A 25,913-nucleotide genomic window follows, 5' to 3' on the forward strand; every position below is an offset into this window, starting at 1 on the left:
CAGGTCAGCGGGATCCCGGCTAAAGGCCGGGGCGACGAAGGAAAAGGATAGTGATGAAAGCCGCTGTACTCTTTGAAGCAAAGACGCCCTTGAGCATCGAGGACGTCACCGTCGACAAGCCCGGGCCGCACGAGGTGCTGATCCGCACCGTCGCGTGCGGGGTATGCCGGTCTGACCTGCATTTCGTGGACGGCGCCTATCCACATCCGCTGCCCGGCATTCCGGGGCACGAGGCGGCGGGCGTGGTCGAGCAGGTCGGCGACGAGGTGCGCACGGTCAAGGTCGGCGACCATGTCGTAACCTGCCTGTCGGCGTTCTGCGGCCACTGCGAGTTCTGTGTCACCGGCCGAATGTCGCTGTGCATCGATCCGGGCGTGAAGCGCGCCAAGGGGCAGCCCCCGCGCCTGATGCTCGGTGACCGGCCGATCGCGCAGATGCTCAACCTGTCCGCCTATGCCGAGATGATGCTGGTACACGAACATGCCTGCGTTTCGATCGATCGCGACATGCCGCTGGACCGCGCCGCGATCCTAGGCTGCGCGGTGACGACGGGGGCCGGCGCGATCTTCAACGCCGCGCGCGTCGTGCCGGGCGAGACGGTGTGCGTGGTCGGCTGCGGCGGCGTCGGTCTGGCGGCGGTGAACGCGGCGCGCATCGCGGGCGCGGGCAAGGTGATCGCGGTTGATCCGGTGGCGGAAAAGCGCGATCTCGCCATCAAGCTGGGCGCGACGCATGTCGTCGACCCGATGAGCGACACGGCCGCCGATCAGGTGGTTGAGATGTCACGCGGTGGCGTCCACCACGCGATCGAAGCGGTCGGTCGGCCGCAGTCGGCCGCGACCGCGGTCAAGGTGCTGCGCCGTGGCGGCACCGCGACGATCCTCGGCATGATGCCGCTCAGCGAGAAGGTCGGGCTGTCGGCGCTCGACCTGCTTGCCGACAAGAAGCTTCAGGGCGCGCTGATGGGGCGCAACCACTTTCCAGTCGATCTCCCCCGACTGGTCGACTTCTACCAGCGCGGGCTGCTCGATCTCGACACGATCATCGCCGATCGCATGCCGCTGGAGCGCATCAACGATGCGTTCGACGAGCTCCGCAAGGGCGATACCACGCGGTCGGTGATCACCTTCTCGTGACCGACGCAGCTGCCCAGAGCATGGCCGGCACGATCCCGGTCGAGGAGAAGGATCAGCTCGACCTAGAGCGGCTGACCGGCTGGATGGAGCCGAACGTCGACGGCTTTGCCGGGCCGCTGTCCTACGAGAAGTTCGCCGGCGGCCAGTCGAACCCGACGTACAAGCTGACCAGCCCGTCCGGCACCTATGTCCTGCGCCGCAAGCCGTTCGGCAAGCTGCTGCCCAGCGCGCATGCGGTGGATCGCGAGTACCGCGTCATCGCCGGGCTGCACCCGACCGGCTTTCCCGTGGCGCGGCCTTATGGCTTGTGCACCGACGAAAGCGTGATCGGGACGATGTTCTACGTCATGGGGTTCGCGCGTGGGCGCAACCTGTGGGACGGGACGCTGCCCGATTATGCGCCGGCGGAACGGACCGCTATCTATCATGCGATGGGCGACACGCTCGCTGCGCTGCACAACACCGACCATGTCGCGGCCGGGTTGGGCGAGTATGGCAAGCCCGGTAATTACTTCGCGCGGCAGGTCGAGCGCTGGACCAAGCAGTACCGCATGTCCGAGACCGAGCACATGCCGGAGGTCGAGCGGTTGATCGAGTTCCTCGCCCGGACTGTGCCGGAACAGACGCGGACCAGCATCGTCCATGGCGATTATCGGATCGACAACATGATTCTTCACGCCAGCGAACCGCGGGTGATCGCGGTGTTGGACTGGGAGCTGTCGACGCTGGGCGATCCGCTGGCGGACTTCTCCTATTTCCTGATGAGCTGGGTGACGCAGCCCGAGGGGCGCTCGGGCGTAATGGGGCGGACGGGGCCGGAGACCGGCATTCCGCCGATCGAGGCAATGGTCGAACGCTATTGCGCAGCGACGGGACGTGACGGGGTGCCGGACCTGAACTGGTACTTCAGCTATAACCTCTTCCGCCTGACCGGCATCGTCCAAGGAATTAAGAAGCGCATCGTCGACGGCACCGCGTCGAGCGCGCAGGCGGAGCGGTCGGCGGCGGGCGTGTACCGGCTGGCCAAAGCGAGCTGGGACTTCGCGGAGAAGGCAGGGGCGTGATTTCCCCCTCCCGCAAGCGGGAGGGGTTAGGGGAGGGGCTGTCGGAAGTGCATGGACATGCCCTCCCCAAGCCCCCCGCAAGCGGGAGGGGAGTTCAGAAGAGCATGAGCCAATTCGATCTGACCGGACGGACCGTCGTCATCACCGGCTCCTCGCGCGGGATCGGTAAGGCGTCCGCCATCGCCTGTGCCGAGCAGGGCGCCAACGTCGTCATCTCGTCGCGCAAGCAGGACGCCTGCGACGCGGTCGCTGCCGAGATCAACGCGCGGTTCGGGGAGGGTAGAGCGATCGCGGTCGCCGCCAACATCTCCGACAAGCCAGGGCTGCAGCAGCTGGTCGACGCGAGTGTCGCCGCGTTCGGGCAGATCGACTGCCTGGTCTGCAACGCCGCTTCTAACCCCTATTACGGGCCGCAAGAGGGGATAGCGGACGAGCAGTTCCGCAAGATCCTCGACAACAACATCGTCTCCAACCACTGGCTGATCGCGATGGCAGCACCCGCGATGCGCGAGCGGCGGGATGGCTCCATCGTCATCATCTCGTCGATCGGGGGCCTGCGCGGATCGACGGTGATCGGCGCTTATTGCATCTCCAAGGCGGCCGACATGCAGCTCGCGCGCAACCTGGCGCATGAATATGGGCCGCATGGCGTGCGCGTGAACTGCATCGCGCCGGGCCTGATCAAGACCGACTTCGCGCGCGCGCTGTGGGAAGATCCCAAGCGCACGGAGGAGGCGAACAATCGCGTACCGCTGCGCCGCATCGGCGAGCCCGAGGAGATCGCGGGCGCGGTGGTGTTCCTGGCGAGCAAGGCGTCGGCGTTCATGACGGGACAGACGATGGTGATCGACGGCGGAGTGACGATCTGATGCGATTCCAGGACAAATCGATCATCGTCACCGGCGCGGGGTCGGGCATTGGGCGCGCCGCGGCGCTGCAGTTCGCTGCAGAGGGCGGGCAGGTGCTGTGCGCCGACAAAACCGATGGCGCTGGTGCGACCGCCGCCGCGATCCGAGAAGCCGGCGGTGCGGCGGAGTCGCTGCAGATCGACGCCGGGTCCGAGGAGGATGTCGCGCGCGCCGTCGCGCTGGCCGTTGATCGGTTCGGCGGCTTGGACGTGATGTTCGCCAATGCCGGCATCTCGGGGGGCATGGCCAACATCTTCGACACGCCCGTCGAGCTGATCGCGGAGGTGCTGCGGGTCAATCTGATCGGACCGTTCCTCGCGATCAAGCATGCCGCGCCGGAGATCGCCAAGCGTGGTGGCGGCGCCATCGTGCTGACCGCCAGCGTCGCGGGGATCCGTTCCGGCGCGGGGTCGCCAGCCTATTCGGCATCCAAGGCGGGGGTCATCAATCTGGCGCAGGTGTCGGCGCAGCAGCTCAGCGGCTCGAATGTACGGGTGAACGCGATCTGCCCCGGACTGACCGAGACCGGAATGACCAAGCCGACCTTCGACTATGCGCGCGAGGCGGGGAAGATGGACCGTGTCGGCCGCCTCAACCCCTTACGTCGGGGCGCGCAGCCCGATGAACTCGCCAAGGTTGCGCTGTTCCTCGCATCGGAGGATGCGAGCTATGTCAACGGGCAGGCGATTGCGGTCGACGGCGGGCTATCGTCGTCGCATCCCGTTACCAAGCAGGAATACGGGCGCACCGCCGTTTAGGTCTTGGGCTGACGCAGCCGGATCAAGCCCTCCTGCGCGACGCTGGCGACCAGTCGGCCGTCCTGGCTGAAGATGCTGCCGCGGTTCATGCCGCGCCCGTGCCCGGCCCAGGGGCTGTCGGTCGCGTAGAGCATCCACTCGTCCGCGCGCACCGGCTCGTGCAGCCACAGCACGTGGTCGAGGCTGGCGCTTTGCATACCGGGCGTGGTCCAGTTGACCCCGTGCGGCATCATGCTGGTCGCCATCAGCGCCATGTCGGAGGCGTAGGCGAGCACCGCGCGGTGCATGGCGGGATCGTCGCCGATCGGTGCCACGACGCGGAACCAGCTGGCATTGCGCGGCTCCCGCTGCACGGGCTTGAACCAGCTGCGGGGGTGCAGCGGTCGGATGTCGATCGGGCTCGCACGACGCAGGAAGAACGCGCGAAACTTCTCCGGCATGTCCTCGGCCGCATCACGGCGCAGTTCGGACTCCGACTTCAAGGTCTCGGGGCCCGGCACGTCCGGAATCGGGTCCTGATGATGGAGCCCTTCCTCCGGCGCCTGGAAGGAGGCGATCATGTTGAGAATCGGCTGGCCACGCTGCAACGCGATGACGCGGCGGTTGGCGAAGCTCTTGCCGTCATAGTCGCGCACCACGCGGTAGATGATCGGGAAGTTCTCGTCTCCGGCGCGCATGAAATAGGCGTGGAGCGAGTGGGCGTCCTTGTCGTCGACCGAGCGCTGCGCCGCCTGCAGCGCCTGCGCGATGACCTGGCCGCCGAACACGCGGCCACGACCGTCCGGCAGCCTGGCGCCGCGGTAAAGATCGGTGTCGATCTCCTCGACGTCGAGCAGCGCCACCAGGTTGGCCGCGAGCGTCTCCGGGGGCGGCGGGGTCCATTCCTCCATCAGTAGCCTGCGTCGCGCGCGAGCTTGTCCGCGTGGAAATTGGCATCGCCGAACAGCTCGGCGAGGACGCGGTGACGCTTCATGTAGAAGCCGATGTCGTATTCGTCGGTCATGCCGATGCCGCCGTGCATCTGGATGCCCTCCTGGACGGATAGCGCCGTGGCGGTCGCGGCAAACGCCTTGGCGACCGAGACCGCCTCGTCCGCCTGATCGGAGCCGGAGTCGAGCAGCTGCTGCGCCTTGAGGACGGCGGCGCGGGCGACTTCCATCTCGCTGTAGAGATGCGCGGCACGATGCTGAAGCGCCTGGTAGCTGCCGATCAGGGTGCCGAACTGCTTACGCTCCTTGAGGTAGCCGAGCGTCAGGTCCATCGCGCCGCCGCCAACGCCGAGCAGCTCGGCCGACGCGCCGGTGCGGCCGGCGCGGAGCAGGCGGTCGAGGGCGTCGCGGCCGGCGTCGACCTCACCAAGCACGGCGTCGGCGTCGAGCTGAATGTTCTCGAACTTCGCCCTAGTGGCGATGCTGGCGTCGGCGAGTCGTTCCGGCTCCGCAACGAAACCGGCGTCTTTGGGAACGACGAAGAGGGTGACGCCATCGCGGTCGTTGGCGGCGCCGGCGGTGCGGGCGGAGACGATCAAGAAGCCGGCGACGTGGCCGTGGGTGACGAAGCGCTTCTCGCCCGAGAGCTTGAAGCCGTTGCCGGAGCGTTCCGCGCGCAGGGTGACGCTGTCGCGGTGCTTGGCGCCCTCGTCCAACGCGAGCGCGGCGACCGTCTCGCCGGCGATGATGCCGGGGAACCAGCGCTCGGCCGCCGCGGTGCCCTTCAGCGCCTCCACGGCCGCGACGGCAGTCGAGAGGAAGGGCGAGGGCGAGAGATTGCGGCCGATCTCCTCCAGCACCACGCCCGCCTCGACATGGCCGAGGCCGAGGCCGCCCTGGTCCTCGCCGATCAGGATGCCCGTGAAGCCCATCTCGCCGAACTGTTTCCACAGGTCGCGCGAGAAGCCGGTGGGATCGTTCGCGTCGCGCAGCGCGCGCATGTGCGAAACAGGCGCGGTCTCGCCCACGAAATTGCGGGCGGTGTCGCGGAGCATCTGTTGTTCGTCGTTGAGGTAGAGGGGCATTGTTGGTCCGATCAGAATGATAGTCGTTCGTGGTTCGTCTCGAACCACAAATCCTTCGAGACGCCACTTCGACTTCGCTCAGTGGCTCCTCAGGACGAACGGGGAGGGTGGTCGTTAGAGATCCTGCCCATCACGCTCCCGGCAGTTCGAGGATGCGTTTGGCGATGATGTTGAGCTGGATCTCGCTTGTCCCGCCCTCGATCGAATTGGCCTTGGTGCGCAGCCACGCGCGTGGCGTCGAGCCGCCGTTGGAGCGCTCGCTTTCCCATTCCAGCGCGTCGGAGCCGCCGGCGGCGACGATCAGCTCGTGGCGCGCCTTGTTCAGCTCGGTGCCGAAATACTTCATCATGCTCGGCTGCGCGGGGTGCGCCTGGCCGGCCTTGAGCTCGTCGATGAACTTCTCGCTCATCGAGCGGAACGCCTTGGCGCGCACCTCGAACAGCGCGATCTGGCTGCGCAGGATCGGATCGGCGAGGCGGCCGTCATGGTCGAGCCCGACGGTGGCGATCGCGCCGGCGATCAGCGGGTTCTCGCCCTGGCCGCCCAGCCCCATGCCCGAGATCATCTCGCGCTCGTGGCCGAGCAGGTATTTGGCGACGTCCCAGCCCTTGTTCTCGTCATGGATGCGGTTCTTCTTCGGCACCCGGACATTGTCCATGAAGGTTTCGCAAAAGGGCGAGTAGCCGGAGATCAGCAGGATCGGCTTGGTCGAAACACCGCGAGAGGCCATGTCGAACAGCACGAAGCTGATGCCGCCCTGCTTCGATTCCTTGCTGGTGCGGACCAGGCAGAAGATCCAATCGGCCTTGTCGGCATAGCTGGTCCAGACCTTCTGGCCATTGACGATGTAATCGTCGCCGTCCGACACGGCGCTCGCCTGGAGCCCGGCGAGATCGGAGCCGGCGTTGGGCTCCGAATAGCCCTGGCACCAGCGAATCTCGCCGCGTGCGATCTTGGGCAGATGCTCGCGCTTCTGCTCCTCGGTGCCGTATCTCAGCAGCGCCGGCCCGAGCATCGAGATGCCGAAGGAGTTGAGCGGATTGCGCGCGCGGATCGCCGCCAGCTCCTCGCGCAGCACCTTGGTCTCCGCCGGCGACAGCCCGCCGCCGCCATAGGCCTCAGGCCAGTCGGGCACGGTCCAGCCGCGCTCGCCCATGACCTTCAGCCATTGCGCCTGGGCGGGGTTCGCCGAGGGATCGTAATTGCGCCCGCCCCAGCAGACATCGGCGTCGGATCGCACCGGCTCACGCATCTCGGGCGGGCAGTTCTCCGCCAGCCATGCGCGGGTCTCGTCGCGGAAGGTCTCGAGGTCGGTCATCATATGCTCCAGACTAGGTCGTGCGCGATAGCGGCGATGCGGATCGCGTCGTGGTCGTGGTTGAGGGCGGTGATGACCTGCACACCAATCGGCAGGCCGTCGCCATCGCTGCCGATGGGCATGCTGACCGCGGGCAGCATGGGAAAGGTCGCGAGGCCCGGAAAGACGAACTGATGGATGAAGGGCGTCGCCTCGCCGTCGATGTCGAGTGTGCGCTCGGCCAGCGGCGTATCGTCGTGGCGGAAAGCGGTGCTGCCCAGCGCCGGCGCGATCACCGCGTCATAGTGCGCGAACAGCCGTGCCCATTGCCGCGTATTGCGCGCCTGCTCGTCGGACAGCTCGAACCATTCGGAAAGCGAGGCGCGCTCGCCGCCGTCGACGGGCACACCCCGGCTCATGCCGACGCTCAGCATCCGCCAATAGGCGCGGTGCTGCTTCTCCAGGTTGGGGATCAGGTCGCTGGTCCGATCGACGGCCGCGCCGGCGGCCCTCAGCGCCTCCGCGAGTATGTCGATCGCGCCGACGATCGCGCGCTGAACCTTCGCCATCGGGTGTCCGTTCAGCACCAGCAGCCGGAGCTGGCCGACGGGCTTGTCGTTCGCGCGCGGCAGCGGGATCTCGGCGAGTACGCTCAGCATCACGTCCAGGTCGGCGGCGTCGCGCGCCATCGGGCCGATCACCGACAGTGCGAGGCGGGCATTGTCCGTGCGGGGGAAATAATGGCCATCGGGGTTGAGCGCGGTGAAGGTCGGCTTCAGCCCCCAGACGCCACAGAATGCGGCGGGAACGCGGATCGAGCCGCCGATGTCGGAGCCGAGCTCTATCGGGACATAGCCTGCGGCCAGCGACGCCGCCGAGCCGCCGGAGGAGCCGCCGCTGACCCGGTCCCCATCGCGCGGGTTGCGCGTGCGGCCATAGTTGGGGTTGACCGATTGCAGGTCGGCGAGACCGACCGGCGTGTTGGTCTTGCCGAGGATGATCGCGCCGGCGGCCTTCAGCCGCTGCACGGCGTTCGCGTCTTCGCCGGCGATATGGTCGGCATGTTCGGCGAAGCCCCAGCTGGTCGGCAGGCCGGCGACGTCGAAGCTCTCCTTCACCGTCATCGGTACGCCGGCGAAGGGGAGGGACTTGTCGCCCGCCGCGTCGAAGGTGCGGGCGGCGGCGCGAGCGCGGTCGAAGTCGCGGACGACGACCGCGTTGATCTCGCCGTCGCGGGCTTCGATGCGGGCGATCGCGGCTTCGCACTCGGCAAGCGCGGTGGTCTCGCCCGCGCGGATCGCGGCGGCGGTGGCGAGGGCGGAGTTCACTTCCTTCCTCTACCCTCGCGGGAGAGGGTGGCCGAGCGCAGCGAGGTCGGGAGAGGGGTGAAACCTTCCGTTGAATCGAGGGCGCCACCCCTCTCCCTGCCGCTACGCGGCTGTCCCTCTCCCGCAAGGGGAGAGGGAAGATAAGCGGGCTCCATCAGAACTTCTCGCCCGCCTCGGCCTTGCGGCGGAGCAGCGGTGCGACCTCGACGCCGTTCTTCTCCAAGCCTGCGACGACCTTGTCGAGGCCGACGGTGTTCGCCCAGAACATCGGGCCGCCGCGATAGATCGGCCAGCCATAGCCATAGATCCACACCACATCGATGTCCGACGCGCGCTGCGCCATGCCCTCTTCGAGGATCTTCGCGCCCTCGTTGACCATCGGGTAGAGCGTGGCGGCGATCACGTCCTCGTCGGAGAAGTCCTGCTTGGGCAGGTTCGACTTGGAGCGGAAATCCTCGATGATCTCGGCGACTTCGGGCGAGGGCGTTGGGGTGCGCTTCTCGTCGTAATCATACCAGCCCTTGCCGGTCTTCTGGCCCCAGCGGCCTTTGGCGGCGAGCGCGTCGCGGATGCTCTCGATCCGGGTTGGATCGCGGTGCCAGCCGATATCGACGCCGGCCAGATCGCCCATCTGGAACGGGCCCATCGGAAAACCGAAATCGGTCAGCGCCTTGTCGATCTGCTCGGGCCGGGCGCCCTGCATCAGCATCTTGTTGGCCGGGCCCTGACGCTGCGACAGCATGCGATTGCCGATGAAGCCGGGGCAGACGCCGGAGACGACCGCGACCTTGCCGATCGGCTTGGCCAGCGCCATCACCGTCGCCAGCACGTCGGGCGAGGTCTTGGCGCCGCGCACCACCTCCAGCAGCTTCATGACGTTGGCGGGCGAGAAGAAGTGCATGCCGATCACGTCGCCGGGGCGGCTGGTGACCGCCGCCATCTCGTCGATGTTGAGGTAGGAGGTGTTCGACGCCAGGATCGCGCCGGGCTTTGCGATCTGGTCGAGCTTGCCGAAGAGCTCCTTCTTCACGTCCATGTTCTCGTAGATCGCCTCGATGATGAGGTCGCAATCGGCGAGCTGTTGCAGGTCGAGCGTGGGGGAGAGCAGCCCCATCATGCCTTCGACCTTTTCGGTCGTGTAGCGGCCTTTCTTGGCCGAGTTCTCGTAGTTTTTGCGGATCACGCCGGTGCCGCGATCCAGCGCCTCCTGCGCGGTCTCGACGATCGTCACCGGGATGCCGGCTGCAAGGAAGTTCATGGAGATACCGCCGCCCATCGTGCCGGCGCCGATCACGCCGACCTTCTTGATGGGGCGGAGTTGCGTGTCGGCGGGGATGTCGTCGACCTTGGCGGCCTGGCGCTCGGCGAAGAACAGGTGGCGCTGCGCGGCGGACTGGGTGCCCATCATGAGCTTCATGAATTCCTGCCGCTCGAAGGCAATGCCCTCGTCGAAGGTCGCGCCGGAGGCGGCTTTTTCGACGCAGGCGATGTTGGCGGCGGGCGCGTCGAAGCCGCGGAACTTGCGGGCGTTGGCCTGCTTGAACTCGGCGACGGCGGCCTCATCGGCCTGCACGCTCTTCTCGCGGGCGCGGGGCAGGGGGCGTATGCCGGCAACCTCGCGGGCAAACGCGATCGCGTTCGCCTCGAGGCTGTCCTCGCCGACGATGCGGTCGATCAGGCCGGCGGCCTGGGCGGCCTTGGCGGAGATCGGGTCGCCGACCGCGGTCATCTGCAGTGCCAGCTTGACGCCGGCGATGCGCGGGATGCGCTGCGTGCCGCCGGCGCCCGGCAGCAGGCCGAGCTTGACCTCGGGCGTACCGATCTTCGCCGAGGGGACGGCGACGCGGTAGTGGCAGCCCAGTGTCACCTCGCAGCCGCCGCCGAGCGCGGTGCCGTGGATCGCGGCGACGACCGGCTTGTCCGACGCTTCGATCGCGTCGATCACCTCGCCCAGGCCCGGCCCCTGCATGGGCTTGCCGAACTCGGTGATGTCGGCACCGGCGAAGAAGGTGCGGCCGTCGCAGCGGATCACCATCGCCTTGATGCCGGCGTCGGCGAGCCCCTCCTCGAGACCGGCCTTGAGCCCGGTGCGGACGGCGGCGCCGAGCGCGTTCACGGGCGGGTTGTTGGAGATGATGACGAGCACGTCGTCATGGCGCTCGGTGCGGATCGGGGAGGCGGTCACGATGTTCTCCTTAAACCTTCCCCGGCGAAAGCCGGGGCCGGGCGACGACGCTGGGGACTGGGCCCCGGCTTTCGCTCGGGAGGGTGCTGGTGGGGGTCAAGTCAGCGCCGCGTAGATCATGGTCTTGAGCTCGCGGCGGATGGGATAAAGCGCGGACGGCATCAGCTGGGTCATGAACACCATGTGCAGCCGCTCGACGGGGTCGATGAAGAAGGCGGTCGAGAACATGCCGCCCCAGTAATATTCCCCGACACTGCCGGGCATCATCGTCTTGGCGACATCCTGCACCACCGCAAAGCCGAGGCCGAAGCCGGTGCCGGCATTCTGCGTCTCGCTGAACAGCGACTTGGACATGCTAGACAGGTCGGCGCCGCCGGGCAGGTGATTGAGACGCATCAGCTCGAGCGTCTTGCGCCCGATCACGCGGACGCCGTCCAATGTGCCGCCGTTCGCGCACATCTGGCAGAAGCGATGATAGTCGAGCGCGGTCGAGACGAGGCCGCCGCCGCCCGACAACAGGTTCGGCTTGCGCGACCAGCTCGACTCAGCACCGCGATCGTACATCACCCGCTCGCGCTTGGCGGCGTGGAAGGCGTAGCAGTCGGTCAGCCGGTCGACCTTGTCGCCCGGCACCTGGAAGAAGGTGTCGTCCATCCCGAGCGGGGCGAAGATGCCGTCGCGGAAGTAGACGTCGAGCGTCTTGCCGGAGACACGCTCCACCACGGCGCCGAGCACGTCGGTCGCGACCGAATAATTCCATGCCTCGCCCGGCGAGAATTCGAGCGGCAGTTGGCTGAGCTTGGCGATGAAGCCCTGAAGATCGTCGCCACCGTGCCACTCGCCCAGTTTGTCCTTGCGATAAGCGGCGTCGACGTTGGATCGGTTCTGGAAGCCATAGGTGAGGCCCGAGGTGTGGCGGAGCAGGTCCAGCATCCGCATCGGCTCGGCGGTGGGCTTGGTGACGAAGGGCACGCCGGCACCGCCGCCGTTGTACACGCCCATGCCCTTAAACTCCGGCAGGACGTGGTGGACCGGGGTATCGACCGCGACCAGCCCGTCCTCGACCAGCTGCATGAACGCGAGCGAGGTGATCGGCTTGGTCATGGAAGCGATGCGGAACAGCGAGCCCTCGTCGATCGGCTTACCGCCGTCCCTAGCTTCGCCGGCGCTGCTGAAATGGGCGATCTCGCCGTCACGCGCGATCAGCAGCTGCGCGTTGGCGAGCTTGCCGGATTGCAGGTAGCGGTCGCGCAGGAAGCTGTCGATCCGCGCCAGGCGACCCGCGTCGAAGCCCAGCTTGCCGGCGTCCGCGATTCTCATCGGCGCTCCATACCCCTGTTTCTAATCGGTCCCGCCCTATTGCCTTGAGCGCGGCGCGAATCAACTCTAACCTTGGGCGCAACGGGAAAACCCGACCTTCGGATCAGTATAAGAGGACGCCTTGGCCAGCCAACCCGTAATCGCCCTCCCGCCCTCGTGGCCCGCCATGTCGCTGGCGGATGCGACCGCCGCGCTGACGGCGCCGGGCGCCAAGTTCGAGATGGAAACCGTCACCATCCGCGGCGTACCGACGCGGGTGTGGAAAAACGCACCGCCGTCCTTGCGCTTCCTGGCGGAGGCGAGCCGGATGCACGGGCAACGGCTGATCTCGATCTATGAGGACGAGCGCGTCACCTATGACGCGAACTGGCGCGCGATCGCGACGCTCGCAAACCGGCTGGCGGCGTTGGGAGTGGGGAAGGGTGACCGGGTCGCACTCGCCATGCGCAACCTGCCCGAGTGGCCGGTCGCATTCTTCGCCGCGACTTCGATCGGCGCGATCATGGTGCCGCTCAACGCCTGGTGGACCGGCGCGGAGCTGGAATACGGCCTGCGCGACTCGGGCGCGACGCTACTGATCGTCGATGACGAGCGCCACCAGCGGTTGCTGCCCCACTATGCCGCGCTGCCGGCGCTGGCGCAGGTGATCGTCACCCGCGCGACTGCGCCCCTCAACGGCATGGCGTCGCGGCTGGAGGAGGTAATCGGCACGCCGCACGACTGGGCGACGCTGGCCGAGGCGACGCTGCCGCCCGCCGAGATCGCCACCGACGACGACGCGACGATCTTTTACACCAGCGGCACCACCGGTGCGCCAAAGGGTGCCTTGGGGACGCACCGCAACCTGATGACCAATATCCTGTCGGCGGGGTTCGCGGGCGCGCGCTCGTTCCTGCGCCGGGGGGACCCGGTGCCGGAGCCGACCCCGCGTACCTCGCTGACCGTGATCCCGCTGTTTCATGTCACCGCCTGCTCGGCCGGGCTGATGGGGCTGGTCGCGGGTGGCTCGGCCGCGGTCTACATGCGCCGCTGGGAGCCGGTTCGCGCGATGGAGATCATCGAGCGCGAGAAGGTCAACTTCACTGGCGGCGTCCCCACCATCGCTTGGCAGCTGATCGAGCACCCCGATCGGCACAAATATGACCTGAGCTCGATCGAGGCGATCGCCTATGGCGGCGCGCCGTCGGCGCCCGAGCTGGTCAAGAAGATCTATGAGGAATTCGGCGCGCTCCCCGGCAATGGCTGGGGGATGACGGAGACGATGGCGACGGTGACGTCGCATTCGAGCGAGGATTACCTCAACCGCCCGACCAGCGCCGGGCCGCCGGTCGCGGTCGCGGACCTGGAGATCCGGGCCGACGACGGCACCACCGTCCTGCCGACCGGCGAGGTGGGCGAACTGTGGGCGCGCGGACCGATGATCGTGAAGGAGTACTGGAACAAGCCCGAGGCATCGGCCGAAACCTTCGTCGATGGCTGGGTGCGCACCGGCGACCTGGCGCGGCTGGACGAGGAGGGCTTCGTCTACATCGTCGACCGCGCCAAGGACATGATCATCCGCGGCGGCGAGAACATCTATTCGACCGAGGTCGAGAACTGTTTGTATGCGCACCCGGCGGTCACCGACTGCGCACTGATCGGCCTGCCGCACCGCACGTTGGGGGAAGAGCCCGCGGCGGTGGTGCACCTGGCGCCGGGAATGGCGGCGAGCGAGGCGGAGCTGCAGGCGTGGGTGAAGGCCCGGCTCGCAGCGTTCAAGACGCCGGTGGCGATCCGGTTCGTGGAGGCGACGCTGCCTAGGAATGCGAATGGGAAGATCATGAAGCGGGAGCTGGGGGCGTTGTTCGCGGATCGGGAGAGCGTTGACTAGTGAACGATTTGGTACCGCCTTCTTAGCCTCTCGCGCGAGCGGGAGAGGGCTAAGAAGGCGGGACTGACCTAAGAAACTATCCCGCCCGCCGGAACAGCCCCGCCGCCGCCAGCCACATCGTCGTCAGGATTACCGTGGCGCCGATCACGTCCTTGGGCCAGGCTGCTCCCTCGGTGCCGGCGTTCGTCGCCAGGGCGATCAGCGCCACCAGCACCTGCGCCGCTGCGGTCGCCGCCATCGCGCGGGCCATGCCGGGGCTTCGGAAGCGGGCGAGGCAGGCGCCGCCGACCGCGACCGCGAGGACGCCGGCGTACATCATGTTGGCGTCGTTGTTTTCCGAGCCGATGATGCCGACCGCGAGATTGATCCAGACCAGCAGAAAGGCGGCGAGGAGCGCGCAGGCCGCGGCGGCGCGGTAGGTCCAGTTGGGCGCCTTGCGCGCGAGGAACTCATAGGCGCCGGCGAGGCTGCCGAGCAGCACGCCCATGACGACGAAGTCAGAGGCGGTCCAGTTGACCTCGGTGGTGAAGCGCATCGCCACTGTCGGGATCAGCAGCAGGGTGGCGACGAGGCCCCAGACGATAAAGCTGCCGTAAGTGGCGGGTCGGGTGGTGGCGGTCATGGAGCGTGTCCCTGTTCGTGGTCTTCATGCCGGATAGAGCGCCGGGTTGCAGCGGTGACGCGGAGGATGTGGAGATTGGGTGCAGGGGGCTCGAAGAGGCTGAGTGCCTTGCGCCGGACCATAGATCTTCCCCGGTGGAGGCCGGGGCCCAGTTGCCGCGGCTTCTGTGAGGGAGGGAGGTTCTCTCCAATCTAGTGCATGGCAACTGGCCCCGGCCTTCGCCGGGGAAGAATATGAGTAGTGGGGCGGGGACGCGGGCGGTGCACACATGCCAAGGGCGGCCCGTTGCCGGACCGCCCTTCTGCTGTTTCGCTTGTGGCGCGACGTCACGGAGTGAATCCGTGACGTCGAACGGGCGGCGAGCCGCCCGCCGGCCGGCGCTACGAATTTTGGAATAGCCGGGCTATTCCAAGCTCATTTAACGCTTCGAGAACTGGAACGAGCGGCGTGCCTTCGCGCGGCCGTACTTCTTGCGCTCCACCGTGCGGCTGTCGCGGGTCAGGAAGCCCGCCGCCTTGACCGGCGCGCGCAGGACGGGCTCGTACTTGGTGATCGCCTGGCTGATGCCGTGCTTCACGGCACCCGCCTGACCGGAAAGGCCGCCGCCCTTGACGGTGCAGATCACGTCATACTGGCCATCGCGCTCGGTGACGCCGAACACCTGGTTGATGACGAGGCGCAGCGTCGGGCGTGCGAAATACACTTCCTGATCGCGGCCGTTGACCGTGATCTTGCCGGAGCCGGGCTTGAGCCAGACGCGGGCGACCGCGTCCTTGCGGCGGCCGGTGGCATAGGCGCGGCCCTGCTTGTCGATGATCTGCTCGCGCAGCGGCATCGGCGCGGGCGCCGGACCAGACAGGTTGACGAGCGCTGCGTCGTCACCCCCGGCAGGCGTGGCGACCGGCGCGGGCTGAGAGGTCAGGCCGGCGAGGTCCGACAGGGACTGGCGGTTGTCGGTCATCAGTTACCCACCTTGTTCTTGCGGCTCATCGCGCCGATGTCGAGGACTTGAGGATCCTGCGCGGTATGGGGATGCTCGGCGCCCTTGAAGATGCGCAGGTTGCGCATCTGCTCACGGCCCAAGGGCCCGCGCGGGATCATCCGCTCGACGGCCTTTTCGAGTACACGCTCGGGAAAGCGGCCCTCCAGCACCTTGGCGGCGGTGATGCCCTTGATGCCGCCGGCATAGCCGGTGTGGCGATAATAGATCTTCTTCTGCGCCTTGTTCGACGTGAAGCGGATCTTGTCGGCATTGATGACGACGACGTTGTCACCGCAGTCCACGTGCGGGGTGAAGATGGTCTTGTGCTTGCCGCGCAGCACGTTGGCGATCACCACCGCCGCACGGCCGACGACCAGTCCCTCGGCATCGACGATATGCCATTTCTTCTCCACCTCGTGCGGCTTGGCCGACTTGGTGGTCTTCATCAGCGCCTTCATGGCAGACCTTTCAAACGAACAAACGCCGCCCGATGAAAGGCGGCGCGATGGCAGGGGCAATGCCGCCCGACGGCGGCAAAGTCAAGCTTTCAGGCGGGTTTGCTGACGGGTACCCGAGTACCCGTACGATGCGCGGTGGCGATGACCGCGATTAGCAGCAGGGCGGCGGTGAGCTGGTGGGTGACCGCGACATGGAGGTGGACGCCGCTGAGCAGCGTCGCGATGCCGAGCGCGATCTGGGTCACGACCAGCGCGACGACGCCAAGGCCCCAGCGGCTGCCGACCCGACCCGCCTGCCACGCCAGCGTCAACAGTCCGGCGGCGGCGACAAAGGCGAGCCAGCGATGGACGAATTGGACCACGAACGGGTTGTCGATAAGCTCGCGCGCGCCTGCCGCAGCGGGCAGCGCGCCGGCGGGGAACAGCGTGTCGCCCATCAGCGGCCAGCTGGTGGCGGCGTGGCCTGCGTTCAGCCCGGCGGTCAGCGCCCCGAAGGCGAGCTGCGCGAACAGCAGGATCAGCGCGACGCCGGCGACCGGCGTCAGACGTGCCGACCCCGCGAGCGGCCGGCGGTGGAGCGCGAGGAGATCGAACGCCGTCCACACCACGCCCGCCAGGATGACGAGCGCGGTGAGCAGGTGGACGGTCAGCCGGATGTGGCTGACATCGGTGCGCACCGACAGGCCCGACGCGACCATCCACCAGCCGATCGCGCCCTGTACACCGCCCAGCGCGAGCAGCGCGGTCAACCGCCAGCCATAGCCGGCCGGGATCTGCTTGCGGATGGCGAACCAGATCAGCGGCACGGCGAAAGCGAGGCCGATGATGCGGCCGAGCAGGCGATGGGCATATTCCCAGAAGAAGATCGTCTTGAACCCCGCCAGCGTCATGCCCTGGTTGATCGCCTGGTATTCGGGGATACGTTTGTAAGCGTCGAACGCCGCCTGCCACTCGGCCGCGTTCAAGGGCGGGATCGCGCCAGTGACCGGCTTCCATTCGGTGATCGAGAGCCCCGACTCGGTCAGCCGGGTGATGCCGCCGACGACGATCATCACCACGACCAGCGCGGCCACGACGAACAGCCAGCGCGCAAGCGCGAGCGGCCGGGCTCGGGTCATGAACTGCGGGCTGGGCTGAAGCATCAAGGCGCCATAGCGCCCGCGCGCTATCCCGTCGATTGCCCTAGGTGAGGGTGAAATGAGATATTGTAACTTGGGACATCGCCGCGCATATGGGCGGACGTGACGACGTTGATTCGCCAGCCCTGGTCCGGTGGGCTCGACCGCCTTGCGATCGGGCTGTCGGGGCTGTGCGTGGTCCATTGTATCGCGACGTCGGTCGCGCTGGCGCTGATGTCGGCCGCCGGCGGGCTGTTCTTCAGCCATTTGTTTCATGAGATCGGGCTGACGCTGGCGATCATCCTCGGCATCGTGGCGCTGGGTCGCGGCGCGCTGGAGCATGGCTATATGATGCCGGCGGCCGTGGGCTCCTTTGGGATCGGCATGATGGCGGGCGCGCTGGCGCTGCCGCATGATGGGACCGAGGCGTTGTGGACGGTGCTCGGCGTCGGCGTGCTCGCCTTCGGGCACGACTTGAACTACCGCGCCACGCACTGATCGCCGCCGCGCTTGCCGCTGGGCAGGTGCGGGCTTACCTAGATCATATGGCCGCACACGCGCATCATCACCACGAGCCCGAAGGCGTTGCGCTGACCCAGGCCGCGCAGGCGACGCTGGAGAAGGCGGGCGAGCAGTGGACGACGATGCGCGCCAGCGTGTTCGACGCGCTCGCCGCGTTCAGCAAGCCGGCGTCGGCCTATGACATCGCCGAGGCCGTCTCCACGCTGCAGGGGCGGCGGGTGGCGGCGAACACCGTCTATCGCATCCTCGACCTGTTCGTCGGCGCCAATCTCGCGCGCAAGGTCGAGAGCGCCAACGCCTACGTCGCCAACGCGCATCCCGACTGCCTGCACGACTGCATCTTCCTGGTCTGCGACTCCTGCGGGCAGACGACGCATTTGGACGACGATCGCGTCACCAACGGCGTCCGCGACGCGGCCACCGCGGCCGGCTTCTCGCCGATCCGGCCGGTAATCGAGGTGCGCGGCCGCTGCGGCGAGTGCGAGGCGGCTTAGAGCGCCTTGCGCATGACCGCGCCGGGCACGGCGACGCCGGTCGGGGCCATGCGCTCGACGCGCTCGACCACCGCATAGCCGCAGGCGGTATAAAGCGGCTCGCCCGACCGCGTCGCCATCATCTCGATCGATCGGAAACCGGCGGCGCGCGCTGCGTCCTCGCACAGGCTCAGGATCGTGCGACCGATGCCTCTCCGCGCATGGGCAGGGTCGGTGTACATGGCGCGGATGCGGGCGGCGTCGGTCGCCGGATCGAGCAGGGTGTCGTCGCGTAGCGCCGCATGGTCGCCGCCGTACAGCGTCGCGCGCTTGCCCCAGCCGCCACAGCCGACAAGCGCGCCGTCTTCCTCGATGAGGAAATAGGTCCGGTCGGCGATCAGCTGTGTGTCGAGGCCCATGCTGGCGGCACTCGCCGCGACCTGTTCGGGTGTCAGGAACGCGGCCTGGAGCACAGCCATCGCGCGCCCCATCAGCGCGGCGATCGCGGGCAGGTCGTCGGGGGTGGCGAGGCGGCGAGTCTGGACCATGGCGCGCTTATGCAGATGATGCAGAGTTACAGTCCAGTTACGCGCAATCGACACCCCCTTTGCGAACGGGTAAGCGTCGGTCCATGGCCGAACTCCCCGCAACCCCGTTGCTCGATACCGTCAGCACCCCCGCCGAGCTGCGCCGGCTCAAGCCCGAACAGCTCCGCCAGCTTGCCGACGAGCTTCGCGCCGAGACCATCTCGGCGGTAGGCACCACCGGCGGGCACCTGGGTTCGGGGCTTGGGGTCGTCGAGCTGACTACCGCGATCCACTATGTCTTCGATACCCCCGCCGACCGGCTGGTCTGGGATGTCGGGCACCAATGCTATCCGCACAAGATCCTGACCGGACGGCGCGATCGCATCCGTACGCTGCGACAGGGCGGCGGGCTGTCGGGTTTCACCAAGCGCAGCGAGAGCGAGTACGACCCGTTCGGCGCGGCGCATTCGTCGACCTCGATCTCTGCGGCGCTGGGCTTCGCCATCGCCAACAAGCTGTCCGACAGGCCGGGCAAAGGCATCGCGGTGATCGGCGACGGCGCGATGTCGGCGGGCATGGCGTACGAGGCGATGAACAATGCCGAGCAGGCGGGCAACCGGCTGGTCGTGATCCTCAACGACAACGACATGTCGATCGCGCCGCCGGTCGGCGGATTGTCGGCGTACCTGTCTCGCATCGTGTCGAGCCGCGAGTTCCTGGGCATGCGCGAGGTGCTGAGGAAGCTGGCGCGCAAGCTGCCGCGGCCGCTGCACTCGGCGGCGCGCAAGACCGACGAGTTCGCGCGCGGCATGGCGATGGGTGGCACGCTGTTCGAGGAGCTCGGCTTCTATTATGTCGGGCCGATCGACGGGCATAATCTCGACCAGCTGATCCCGGTGCTGGAGAATGTCCGTGACGCCGAGGAAGGCCCGATCCTGGTCCATGTCGTGACCAAGAAGGGCAAAGGCTATGCCCCGGCCGAGGCATCGGCCGACAAATATCATGGCGTCCAGAAGTTCGATGTCATCACCGGCGCGCAAGCGAAGGCGCCGGCCGGCCCGCCGCAGTACCAGAACGTGTTCGGCGAGGCGCTCGCGCGCGAGGCGGAGAGCGATCCCCGCATCTGCGCGATCACCGCGGCGATGCCGTCAGGTACCGGCCTCGACAAGTTCGCCGCGGCGCATCCTGACCGCTTCTTCGATGTCGGCATCGCCGAACAGCATGCCGTCACCTTCGCGGCTGGGCTGGCGGCGCAGGGGATGCGGCCGTTCTGCGCGATCTATTCGACCTTTCTCCAGCGCGCCTATGACCAGGTGGTCCACGATGTCGCAATCCAGAACCTGCCGGTCCGCTTCGCGATCGACCGTGCCGGGCTGGTCGGGGCTGACGGAGCGACGCATGCCGGGTCGTTCGACGTGACATACCTGGCGACGCTGCCCAACTTCGTCGTGATGGCGGCGGCGGACGAAGCCGAGCTGGTGCACATGACCCATACGGCCGTGCTGCACGACTCCGGGCCGATCGCGGTGCGCTATCCGCGTGGCAACGGCACCGGCGTGGCGTTGCCGGCCGAGCCGCAGGTGCTGGAGATCGGCAAGGGCCGAGTGGTGCGGGAGGGCAAGACGGTCGCGATCCTGTCGCTCGGCACCCGGTTGGCGGAGGCGCTTCGCGCGGCCGAGCAGCTGGAGGCAAGGGGGCTGTCGACCACCGTCGCGGATCTGCGCTTCGCCAAACCGCTCGACGAGGCGATGATCCGCCGGCTGCTGACCACGCACGAGGTGGCGGTCACGATCGAGGAGGGTTCGGTCGGCGGCCTCGGCGCGCATGTGCTGACGCTGGCGAGCGACGAGGGACTGATCGACGGCGGGCTGAAGCTGCGGACGATGCGGCTGCCCGACAGCTTTCAGGATCAGGACAAGCCCGAGCTGCAATACGCGCAAGCCGGGCTCGACGCCGAGCACATCGTCGCGACCGTGCTGACCGCGCTGCGCCACAACAGCAGCGGGGTCTCCGAGGCGCGCGCGTGAGCGGCTGGGAAAAGGTCATCGCTACGACGGTGGTGGCGATGGTTGGGCTCATCGGGCTCAATCTTGCAGTATGGCGAAGGCTGCGCGCGGCGCGCTCAGCTGCCGAGGTCGAGCACCACAGCCAGCGCAAGGTTGAGCCTGGAGAGGTCGGTCGATCCTAATCGTCCGATCACGCCGTCAATGCGATCTCGGCGGATGAAGCCGAGGCGGTCGACCATCACCTGTGATGTCGACAGGAGGTTGTTTTCTGCGTCGGGTTCGAGGGTGGGCCGATAGGTCGGGGCGTCGATCAGATGTGAGGTGAGCGGGCAGACGAGAATGTTGGTCGGCGTCGGCAGACCGTCCCACTGCACGACCACCGCCGGCTTCCCGTCCGCGATGCGGACGATGTCCCCACGCCTCAGCGCCAATCCTGCCCAGCCTCCGCTGAGAGGCGTTCCATCATGTCCGAAGCCACCGTGACATCATCGCCTTCGTCGGCCAGCGCGGCCTGCCGTCGGGCTTCTGCGATGAACGCGGGGGAACGTGTATCAGGTAGCCACAGCCGTACTTCGTGCAGTCCGGCAGCCTTCTTGCGGGCGCGATACGCCTTGAACTTGTTGTGCCGAGCCGGGCTTGCATCGTTCATATACGCAAGGTAGCGCGCAACCCCGTCTCGTCAAGGATGTCGGATTGCCCAAGCTCCGCGCCGACCAGCTGCTCGCAGACCGTGGATTGGCCGAGAGCCGGACGCGGGCGCAGGCTTTGATCATGGCGGGGGTGGTGTTCGCGGGCGAGAGCAAGATTGCCAAGCCAGGGCAGCTGCTGTCCGACGATGCCGTGGTCGAGGTGCGGGGACGCGATCATCCCTGGGTATCGCGCGGCGGGATCAAGCTGGCGCATGGCCTCGATCAATTTGGTTGGGACGTCAGCGGCGCAGTGGCGATCGACGTCGGGTCGTCGACGGGGGGCTTCACTGACGTGCTGCTCTCGCGGGGCGCGGCGCGCGTCTATGCCGTGGACAGCGGCACCAATCAGCTGGCGTGGAAGCTGCGGCAGGACAAGCGTGTGGTGGTGCTGGAGCAGACCAGCGCGCGCATCTTGACGCCTGCGCACATCGCCGAGCCGATCGACCTCATTGTTTGCGATGCGAGCTTCATCGGGCTAGCCAAGGTGCTGGAGCGACCGCTGACTTTCGCCGGGCCGGGTGCGCGGTTGCTGGCACTGGTCAAGCCGCAGTTCGAAGCGGGCCGGGACGAGGTGGGCAAGAGCGGCGTGGTGCGCGATCCCGTCGTCCACCAGCGCGTGTGCGACGCGGTCGCGGCCTGGATCGAGGGGCAGGGCTGGAGCGTCGTCGGCACCACCCCCAGTCCCATCACGGGACCGGAGGGCAATATAGAATTCCTTCTCGCCGCCCGGCTCGGTTGAACCGGCGCCTGTGGTGGGGCAGGGACGGTTGATCGACAGCAAGAGGACGGCCATGGGCGGGATCGCGTCGAGAGGGCAGTTGCGGTGGTCCTTCGCCAGGTGGGCGGCGGTCGCCGTGCCGCTGGTGCTACTGATCGGCTTCGGCTCCGGCCGCAGCGCGCCCACCGGCGACGACAATGCCTGGTACATGGCGCTGGCGAAGCCTGCGCTGAACCCGCCGAACTGGGCCTTTCCGGTCGCCTGGACGATCATCTATATCTGCATGGGGCTGGCGGTGGCGGCGGTGCTGAACGCGCGCGGCGCGGGGGGCCGGTGGCCGGGCGTGGCGCTGTTCGCGCTTACGGTGGTTTTGCTGGCGGCGTGGACGCCGGTGTTCTTCGGGGCGCAGTGGATCGGGGCAGGGCTGGGGGTGATCCTCGCCATCCTGCTGGCCGGCATCGTCACCACGGTCCTGTTCGCGCGCGTGCGCAAGCCGGCGGCGTGGCTGATGGTGCCGCTGCTCGTCTGGGTGACGTTCGCGGCAGGGCTGAACTGGCGCATCGGCCAGCTCAACCCCGACGCGGAGCGGGTTGCGCCGGGCGCGCGCACCTCCCAGATGCTGTGAGACGACAGGAGTTGGGTGGATGCAGTCCGAAAACCGGATGGTGAGCGATTTCGTGAAGGTGCTGAACGGCGCCGCCGGCACCTTGGCAGGCGTCGGTCGCGAGGCCGAGGCCTCCGCTCGGGAGCGCGCGCGCGAGTGGATCGGCGGCCTGGATTTCGTCGGCCGGGACGAGTTCGAAGCGGTCAAGGCGATGGCCGCGGCGGCGCGCGACGAAGCCGACGTGCTGCGTGCCCGGTTGGACGCGCTGGAAGCAAAGACGGTACCGGCATCCGCGCCGTCGGAGTTACTGGGCTGATTTTTCCACAGCTTTCTCTACAGGTCTGTCCACCGCGCCGGCCGCACGCGGCGGGCGGCCGACGCCGGGTTGTGCTATGCGCGGCCAGGTGGGGACGGGGCGCATGCTGAACGAGCAGGAACACGAAACCGACGATGCTGCCCCGATCGACATGCTCGAGGCCTATTACGACGCGCATGGCTGGGAGAACGAGCGCCACGAGGACGAGATCGTCGCCCAGGTAAAGGGCAGCTGGACGACGTATGAGCTCCGCGCGCTGTGGCGCGAGGACGACAGCGTGCTGCAGTTCCTGGCGTTTCCCGACATCAAGGTCACCGACGATCGCCGCGCGGCGATGTGGGAGACCATGGCGCTGGTCAACGAACAGCTGTGGATTGGTCATTTCGAGCTGTGGTCGTCCTCGGGCGTGCTGCTCTATCGCCACGCCGCCATGGTCGACGGCGAGGACGGGGGGACGCTGTCGCTGGCCGCGGCCGAGCTGCTGGTCGAGACGGCGGTCGAGGAGTGCGAGCGCTTCTATCCGGTGTTCCAGTTCGTACTGTGGGGCGGCAAGAGCCCCAAGGAGGCGATCGTCGCCGCGCTGATCGAGACCCAGGGTGAAGCCTAGGGTACGCGCGGCGTGAACCCCGCCGTCGCGGCCGGCCGGCTGTTGATGGTTGGCGCCGGCAACATGGGCGGCGCTATGCTGGCCCGCTGGCTCGCCACGGGGATGCCGGCAGATGCGGTGACCGTGGTCTCACCGAGCGGGCGGGCGATGCCCGGCGGAGTTCGCGTCGTTTCCGAGATACCGGCGAGCGCGGTGTTCGACACGATCCTGCTGGGGCTGAAGCCGCATCAGCTCGACAGTATCCGAGCCCCATTGCGCGGGCACGCGCCGCGCCTGGTGGTGTCGATCCTCGCCGGCGTGGAGCTGCAAACACTGGCCGGGCTGATGCAGGCGCCGGTGGTGCGGGCGATGCCCAACCTGCCGGTGGCGATCGGCAAGGGGGTCGTGGCGCTGCATGGCGCGCGCGGCACCGAAGCCGGCGAGCGGGCGGCGGCGTTGATGGCGCCGCTGGGGCTGGTCGAGTGGATCGGTGACGAGCGGCTGTTCGACGCGGTGACCGCGTTGGCGGGGAGTGGCCCGGCGTTCCTCTATCGCTTCATCGACGCGCTGGCGCAGGCGGGTGAGGCACTGGGACTGCCACCCGAGCAGGCCGGCCGGCTGGCACTGGCGACGGTGGAGGGCTCGGCGTTCCTAGCGGGCGCTGCCGATGTTGCACCGGGGGCACTGGCCGAACGCGTGGCCAGTCCCGGCGGCTCTACCCGCAAGGGGCTTGATGTGCTTGATGACGACGCGGCCTTGATGAAGCTGCTGAGCGCCACACTGGCGGCGGCGACGCGGCGCAATGCCGAAGTGGCACAATCGGCGCGTCGCACCTGACGTTCACCTGGCGGCAACCTTTCTTGGCATCGTGCATTCAGCCAGCAGATCATTCCAGCAGGCTGCATCGCACATGAAGACCATCTTCACCCTCGTCCTGGCGCTTATCCCTCTCGCAGCGGTCGCCAGCGCGTGCGTGGTCTGCCCGTGATCTGAGCCGCACCTGCAAGGGACACGAAAAAGGCCGCCCGGAGCGATCCTGGCGGCCTTTTTGCGTTAGCGACTTTGGTGACTAAGCCTGGGTCGGCTCCGTCGTCGACACCTCGGCGGTAGCACCGGGCTCGGCGTTGGGATCGTAATCCTCGGTGAAGCCGGCCTCGTCCTTTTCGAACATCGCCGTCATCACGTCGACGCCCGATGCCTGCATCTCGGCCTCTTCCGGCGAGCGGGCGACGTTGACCTTGACGGTCACCGCGACCTCTGGGTGCAGCGCCAGCTTGACGTTATAGAGGCCGATCGCCTTGATCGGCTTGTCAAGCACGACCGCCGAACGCAGCACCTTGTGGCCGTCCGCCGCCAGCGCATCGACCAGGTCGCGCGCGGCGACCGAGCCGTAGAGCTGGCCGGTGTTCGAGGCCTGACGGATCAGCGTGACGGTCGCGTCCTTGAAGCCAGCGGCTTCCTTCTCGGCATCGCCGCGCCGCGAGGCGTTGTCGGATTCGATCCGCGCGCGGTTCGCCTCGAAGACCTTGCGATTGGCTTCGTTGGCGCGCAGCGCCTTCTTGCGCGGCAGCAGGAAGTTGCGGGCGAACCCGTCCTTGACCTTGACCACGTCGCCGATGGCGCCGAGCTTCTCGACGCGCTCCAGCAGAATGACATCCATCTGCTAACTCCTCACTTCACGACGTAGGGCAGCAGGCCCAGGTGACGCGCGCGCTTGATCGCCTGGGCGAGCTCGCGCTGCTTCTTGCCCGACACGCTGGTGATGCGTGCCGGGACGATCTTGCCACGCTCGGACACGAAGCCCTGCAGCAGGCGGACGTCCTTGTAGTCGATCCGGGGCGCATCCTTGGCGCTGAACGGGCACGACTTGCGGCGGCGGAAAAACGGGCGGGCCATTACGCTGCCTCCTCCTGGTCACGGCGTGGACGGGGTGCGTCCCGGTCACGATCGCGGCCACCGTCGCGGCCGTCACGACCGAAGCCGCCGCCCTCGCGGCCGCCTTCGCGGTCCGCGCGGCGCTCACGGTCGCGCTCCTGCTTGCGCATCATCACCGACGGACCGGCCTCGGCCTCGTCGACGCGCACGGTCATGAAGCGGATCACGTCCTCGTTGATCTGGGTCTGGCGCTCCAGCTCGGCGACGACCGTACCCGGAGCGTCGATCTCGAGCATGACGTAATGCGCCTTGCGGTTCTTGGCGATGCGATAGGCGAGGCTGCGCAGCCCCCAGGACTCGGTCTTGGTGACGCGTCCCTGCCCATCGGTCACGATCTTGGTGGCGGCTTCCGCCAGCGCGTCCACTTGCGCCTGCGCCAGGTCCTGGCGCGCAAGGAACACATGCTCGTAAAGAGCCATGTCGTTCATTCTCCTGCCGATCGCTGACATGGCCCCATGCCATGCCCCTCCGGCCGTC

29 protein-coding genes are annotated in these 25,913 nt (G+C 67.6%); 13 read left to right on the top strand and 16 right to left on the bottom strand.

The features are described 5' to 3' along the window. Positions 1 to 53 precede the first annotated feature (53 nt). From VFQ64_RS08620 to VFQ64_RS08635, 4 genes are all read left to right on the top strand, one after another. Positions 54 to 1,136 carry a Zn-dependent alcohol dehydrogenase gene (locus VFQ64_RS08620; protein WP_325102882.1) on the top strand — a complete coding sequence of 361 codons (1,083 nt, stop codon included), beginning with the start codon at positions 54 to 56 and terminating at the stop codon, positions 1,134 to 1,136. A 20-nt stretch (positions 1,137 to 1,156) separates the two neighbouring features. Then, positions 1,157 to 2,200 carry a phosphotransferase family protein gene (locus VFQ64_RS08625; protein ID WP_325103422.1) on the top strand — a complete coding sequence of 348 codons (1,044 nt, stop codon included), beginning with the start codon at positions 1,157 to 1,159 and terminating at the stop codon, positions 2,198 to 2,200. A 104-nt stretch (positions 2,201 to 2,304) separates the two neighbouring features. Further along, positions 2,305 to 3,069: an SDR family oxidoreductase gene (locus VFQ64_RS08630; protein ID WP_325102883.1), complete on the top strand. Its 765-nt coding sequence runs from the start codon at positions 2,305 to 2,307 to the stop codon at positions 3,067 to 3,069. Next, entirely contained in the window at positions 3,066 to 3,866 is an 801-nt protein-coding gene (locus tag VFQ64_RS08635; RefSeq protein WP_325103424.1) for an SDR family oxidoreductase, read from the top strand. Before VFQ64_RS08630 ends, VFQ64_RS08635 begins: the two co-directional genes overlap by 4 nt. Here VFQ64_RS08635 and VFQ64_RS08640 read toward each other — a convergent pair. The 6 genes from VFQ64_RS08640 to VFQ64_RS08665 all read right to left on the bottom strand — a co-directional run bounded on the left by VFQ64_RS08640 (position 3,863) and on the right by VFQ64_RS08665 (position 12,010). Beyond that, entirely contained in the window at positions 3,863 to 4,756 is an 894-nt protein-coding gene (locus VFQ64_RS08640) for an acyl-CoA thioesterase II (protein ID WP_325102884.1), read from the bottom strand. The two genes, VFQ64_RS08635 and VFQ64_RS08640, sit on opposite strands and share 4 nt — an antisense overlap. Then, positions 4,756 to 5,880 (bottom strand): acyl-CoA dehydrogenase family protein, encoded by a 1,125-nt coding sequence (locus tag VFQ64_RS08645; protein ID WP_325102885.1) that lies wholly within the window; start codon positions 5,878 to 5,880, stop codon positions 4,756 to 4,758. Before VFQ64_RS08645 ends, VFQ64_RS08640 begins: the two co-directional genes overlap by 1 nt. A gap of 130 nt (positions 5,881 to 6,010) precedes the next feature. Next, positions 6,011 to 7,201, bottom strand: coding sequence for an acyl-CoA dehydrogenase family protein (locus VFQ64_RS08650; RefSeq protein ID WP_325102886.1), 1,191 nt, complete (start codon positions 7,199 to 7,201; stop codon positions 6,011 to 6,013). Then, positions 7,198 to 8,505, bottom strand: coding sequence for an amidase family protein (locus VFQ64_RS08655; protein ID WP_325102887.1), 1,308 nt, complete (start codon positions 8,503 to 8,505; stop codon positions 7,198 to 7,200). Before VFQ64_RS08655 ends, VFQ64_RS08650 begins: the two co-directional genes overlap by 4 nt. Before the next feature lie 154 nt (positions 8,506 to 8,659). Beyond that, positions 8,660 to 10,690: a 3-hydroxyacyl-CoA dehydrogenase NAD-binding domain-containing protein gene (locus VFQ64_RS08660; protein ID WP_325102888.1), complete on the bottom strand. Its 2,031-nt coding sequence runs from the start codon at positions 10,688 to 10,690 to the stop codon at positions 8,660 to 8,662. A 96-nt stretch (positions 10,691 to 10,786) separates the two neighbouring features. Beyond that, complete coding sequence (locus VFQ64_RS08665) at positions 10,787 to 12,010, bottom strand: serine hydrolase domain-containing protein (RefSeq protein ID WP_325102889.1); 1,224 nt, start codon at positions 12,008 to 12,010, stop codon at positions 10,787 to 10,789. A 166-nt stretch (positions 12,011 to 12,176) separates the two neighbouring features. Between VFQ64_RS08665 and VFQ64_RS08670 the strand changes: the two genes are divergently transcribed. Further along, on the top strand, positions 12,177 to 13,880 hold the full coding sequence (locus VFQ64_RS08670) for a class I adenylate-forming enzyme family protein (protein ID WP_325103425.1): 1,704 nt from the start codon (positions 12,177 to 12,179) through the stop codon (positions 13,878 to 13,880). Positions 13,881 to 13,956: 76 nt separating this feature from the next. On the opposite strand, the gene VFQ64_RS08675 is transcribed toward VFQ64_RS08670, so the two are convergent. The 4 genes from VFQ64_RS08675 to VFQ64_RS08690 all read right to left on the bottom strand — a co-directional run bounded on the left by VFQ64_RS08675 (position 13,957) and on the right by VFQ64_RS08690 (position 17,084). Then, complete coding sequence (locus VFQ64_RS08675) at positions 13,957 to 14,502, bottom strand: hypothetical protein (protein WP_325102890.1); 546 nt, start codon at positions 14,500 to 14,502, stop codon at positions 13,957 to 13,959. A gap of 418 nt (positions 14,503 to 14,920) precedes the next feature. Beyond that, the gene (gene rpsI / locus VFQ64_RS08680; RefSeq protein WP_325102891.1) at positions 14,921 to 15,463 is read right to left on the bottom strand and encodes a 30S ribosomal protein S9; all 543 of its coding nucleotides are present in this window, start codon (positions 15,461 to 15,463) and stop codon (positions 14,921 to 14,923) included. Beyond that, complete coding sequence (gene rplM / locus VFQ64_RS08685) at positions 15,463 to 15,942, bottom strand: 50S ribosomal protein L13 (RefSeq protein ID WP_325102892.1); 480 nt, start codon at positions 15,940 to 15,942, stop codon at positions 15,463 to 15,465. The genes rpsI and rplM overlap by 1 nt, the downstream gene beginning before the upstream one ends. Before the next feature lie 89 nt (positions 15,943 to 16,031). After that, on the bottom strand, positions 16,032 to 17,084 hold the full coding sequence (locus VFQ64_RS08690) for a COX15/CtaA family protein (protein ID WP_325102893.1): 1,053 nt from the start codon (positions 17,082 to 17,084) through the stop codon (positions 16,032 to 16,034). A 99-nt stretch (positions 17,085 to 17,183) separates the two neighbouring features. Here VFQ64_RS08690 and VFQ64_RS08695 point away from each other — a divergent pair, with 99 nt between their 5' ends. Together VFQ64_RS08695 and VFQ64_RS08700 are read left to right on the top strand one after the other, a co-directional pair. Further along, positions 17,184 to 17,558, top strand: coding sequence for a MerC domain-containing protein (locus VFQ64_RS08695; protein WP_325102894.1), 375 nt, complete (start codon positions 17,184 to 17,186; stop codon positions 17,556 to 17,558). Positions 17,559 to 17,605: 47 nt separating this feature from the next. Continuing rightward, on the top strand, positions 17,606 to 18,076 hold the full coding sequence (locus VFQ64_RS08700; protein WP_325102895.1) for a Fur family transcriptional regulator: 471 nt from the start codon (positions 17,606 to 17,608) through the stop codon (positions 18,074 to 18,076). Here the strand turns inward: VFQ64_RS08700 and VFQ64_RS08705 are convergent. Next, positions 18,073 to 18,603, bottom strand: coding sequence for a GNAT family N-acetyltransferase (locus VFQ64_RS08705; protein ID WP_325102896.1), 531 nt, complete (start codon positions 18,601 to 18,603; stop codon positions 18,073 to 18,075). The two genes, VFQ64_RS08700 and VFQ64_RS08705, sit on opposite strands and share 4 nt — an antisense overlap. Before the next feature lie 83 nt (positions 18,604 to 18,686). On the opposite strand from VFQ64_RS08705, the gene dxs reads away from it, so the two are divergent. After that, entirely contained in the window at positions 18,687 to 20,609 is a 1,923-nt protein-coding gene (gene dxs / locus VFQ64_RS08710) for a 1-deoxy-D-xylulose-5-phosphate synthase (protein ID WP_325102897.1), read from the top strand. Between the two features lie 95 nt (positions 20,610 to 20,704). Here the strand turns inward: dxs and VFQ64_RS08715 are convergent, their stop codons facing one another. After that, positions 20,705 to 21,019 carry a type II toxin-antitoxin system PemK/MazF family toxin gene (locus VFQ64_RS08715; RefSeq protein ID WP_325102898.1) on the bottom strand — a complete coding sequence of 105 codons (315 nt, stop codon included), beginning with the start codon at positions 21,017 to 21,019 and terminating at the stop codon, positions 20,705 to 20,707. Then, complete coding sequence (locus VFQ64_RS08720; protein ID WP_325102899.1) at positions 21,010 to 21,237, bottom strand: antitoxin MazE-like protein; 228 nt, start codon at positions 21,235 to 21,237, stop codon at positions 21,010 to 21,012. Before VFQ64_RS08720 ends, VFQ64_RS08715 begins: the two co-directional genes overlap by 10 nt. Before the next feature lie 44 nt (positions 21,238 to 21,281). Here VFQ64_RS08720 and VFQ64_RS08725 point away from each other — a divergent pair, with 44 nt between their 5' ends. From VFQ64_RS08725 to VFQ64_RS08745, 5 genes are all read left to right on the top strand, one after another. After that, positions 21,282 to 22,016 (top strand): TlyA family RNA methyltransferase, encoded by a 735-nt coding sequence (locus VFQ64_RS08725; protein WP_325102900.1) that lies wholly within the window; start codon positions 21,282 to 21,284, stop codon positions 22,014 to 22,016. 52 nt (positions 22,017 to 22,068) lie between these two features. Next, positions 22,069 to 22,620, top strand: coding sequence for a TspO/MBR family protein (locus VFQ64_RS08730; protein ID WP_325102901.1), 552 nt, complete (start codon positions 22,069 to 22,071; stop codon positions 22,618 to 22,620). Positions 22,621 to 22,639: 19 nt separating this feature from the next. Further along, complete coding sequence (locus VFQ64_RS08735; RefSeq protein WP_325102902.1) at positions 22,640 to 22,915, top strand: accessory factor UbiK family protein; 276 nt, start codon at positions 22,640 to 22,642, stop codon at positions 22,913 to 22,915. 103 nt (positions 22,916 to 23,018) lie between these two features. After that, positions 23,019 to 23,522: a YbjN domain-containing protein gene (locus tag VFQ64_RS08740; RefSeq protein ID WP_325102903.1), complete on the top strand. Its 504-nt coding sequence runs from the start codon at positions 23,019 to 23,021 to the stop codon at positions 23,520 to 23,522. Positions 23,523 to 23,567: 45 nt separating this feature from the next. Beyond that, entirely contained in the window at positions 23,568 to 24,338 is a 771-nt protein-coding gene (locus tag VFQ64_RS08745; protein ID WP_325103426.1) for a pyrroline-5-carboxylate reductase, read from the top strand. 232 nt (positions 24,339 to 24,570) lie between these two features. Here VFQ64_RS08745 and rplI read toward each other — a convergent pair whose 3' ends face one another. The 3 genes from rplI to rpsF are packed head-to-tail and all read right to left on the bottom strand — an operon-like array spanning position 24,571 to position 25,855. Next, positions 24,571 to 25,161, bottom strand: a complete 591-nt coding sequence (rplI, locus tag VFQ64_RS08750; protein WP_325102904.1) for a 50S ribosomal protein L9 — start codon at positions 25,159 to 25,161, stop codon at positions 24,571 to 24,573. 11 nt (positions 25,162 to 25,172) lie between these two features. Next, positions 25,173 to 25,397, bottom strand: coding sequence for a 30S ribosomal protein S18 (gene rpsR, locus VFQ64_RS08755; protein WP_325102905.1), 225 nt, complete (start codon positions 25,395 to 25,397; stop codon positions 25,173 to 25,175). Beyond that, positions 25,397 to 25,855, bottom strand: a complete 459-nt coding sequence (gene rpsF / locus VFQ64_RS08760) for a 30S ribosomal protein S6 (RefSeq protein WP_325103427.1) — start codon at positions 25,853 to 25,855, stop codon at positions 25,397 to 25,399. Before rpsF ends, rpsR begins: the two co-directional genes overlap by 1 nt. Between the last annotated feature and the right edge of the window lie 58 nt (positions 25,856 to 25,913).

It is taken from the genome of Sphingomonas sp. (assembly GCF_035714405.1).
Classification (GTDB): Bacteria; Pseudomonadota; Alphaproteobacteria; order Sphingomonadales; family Sphingomonadaceae; genus Sphingomonas.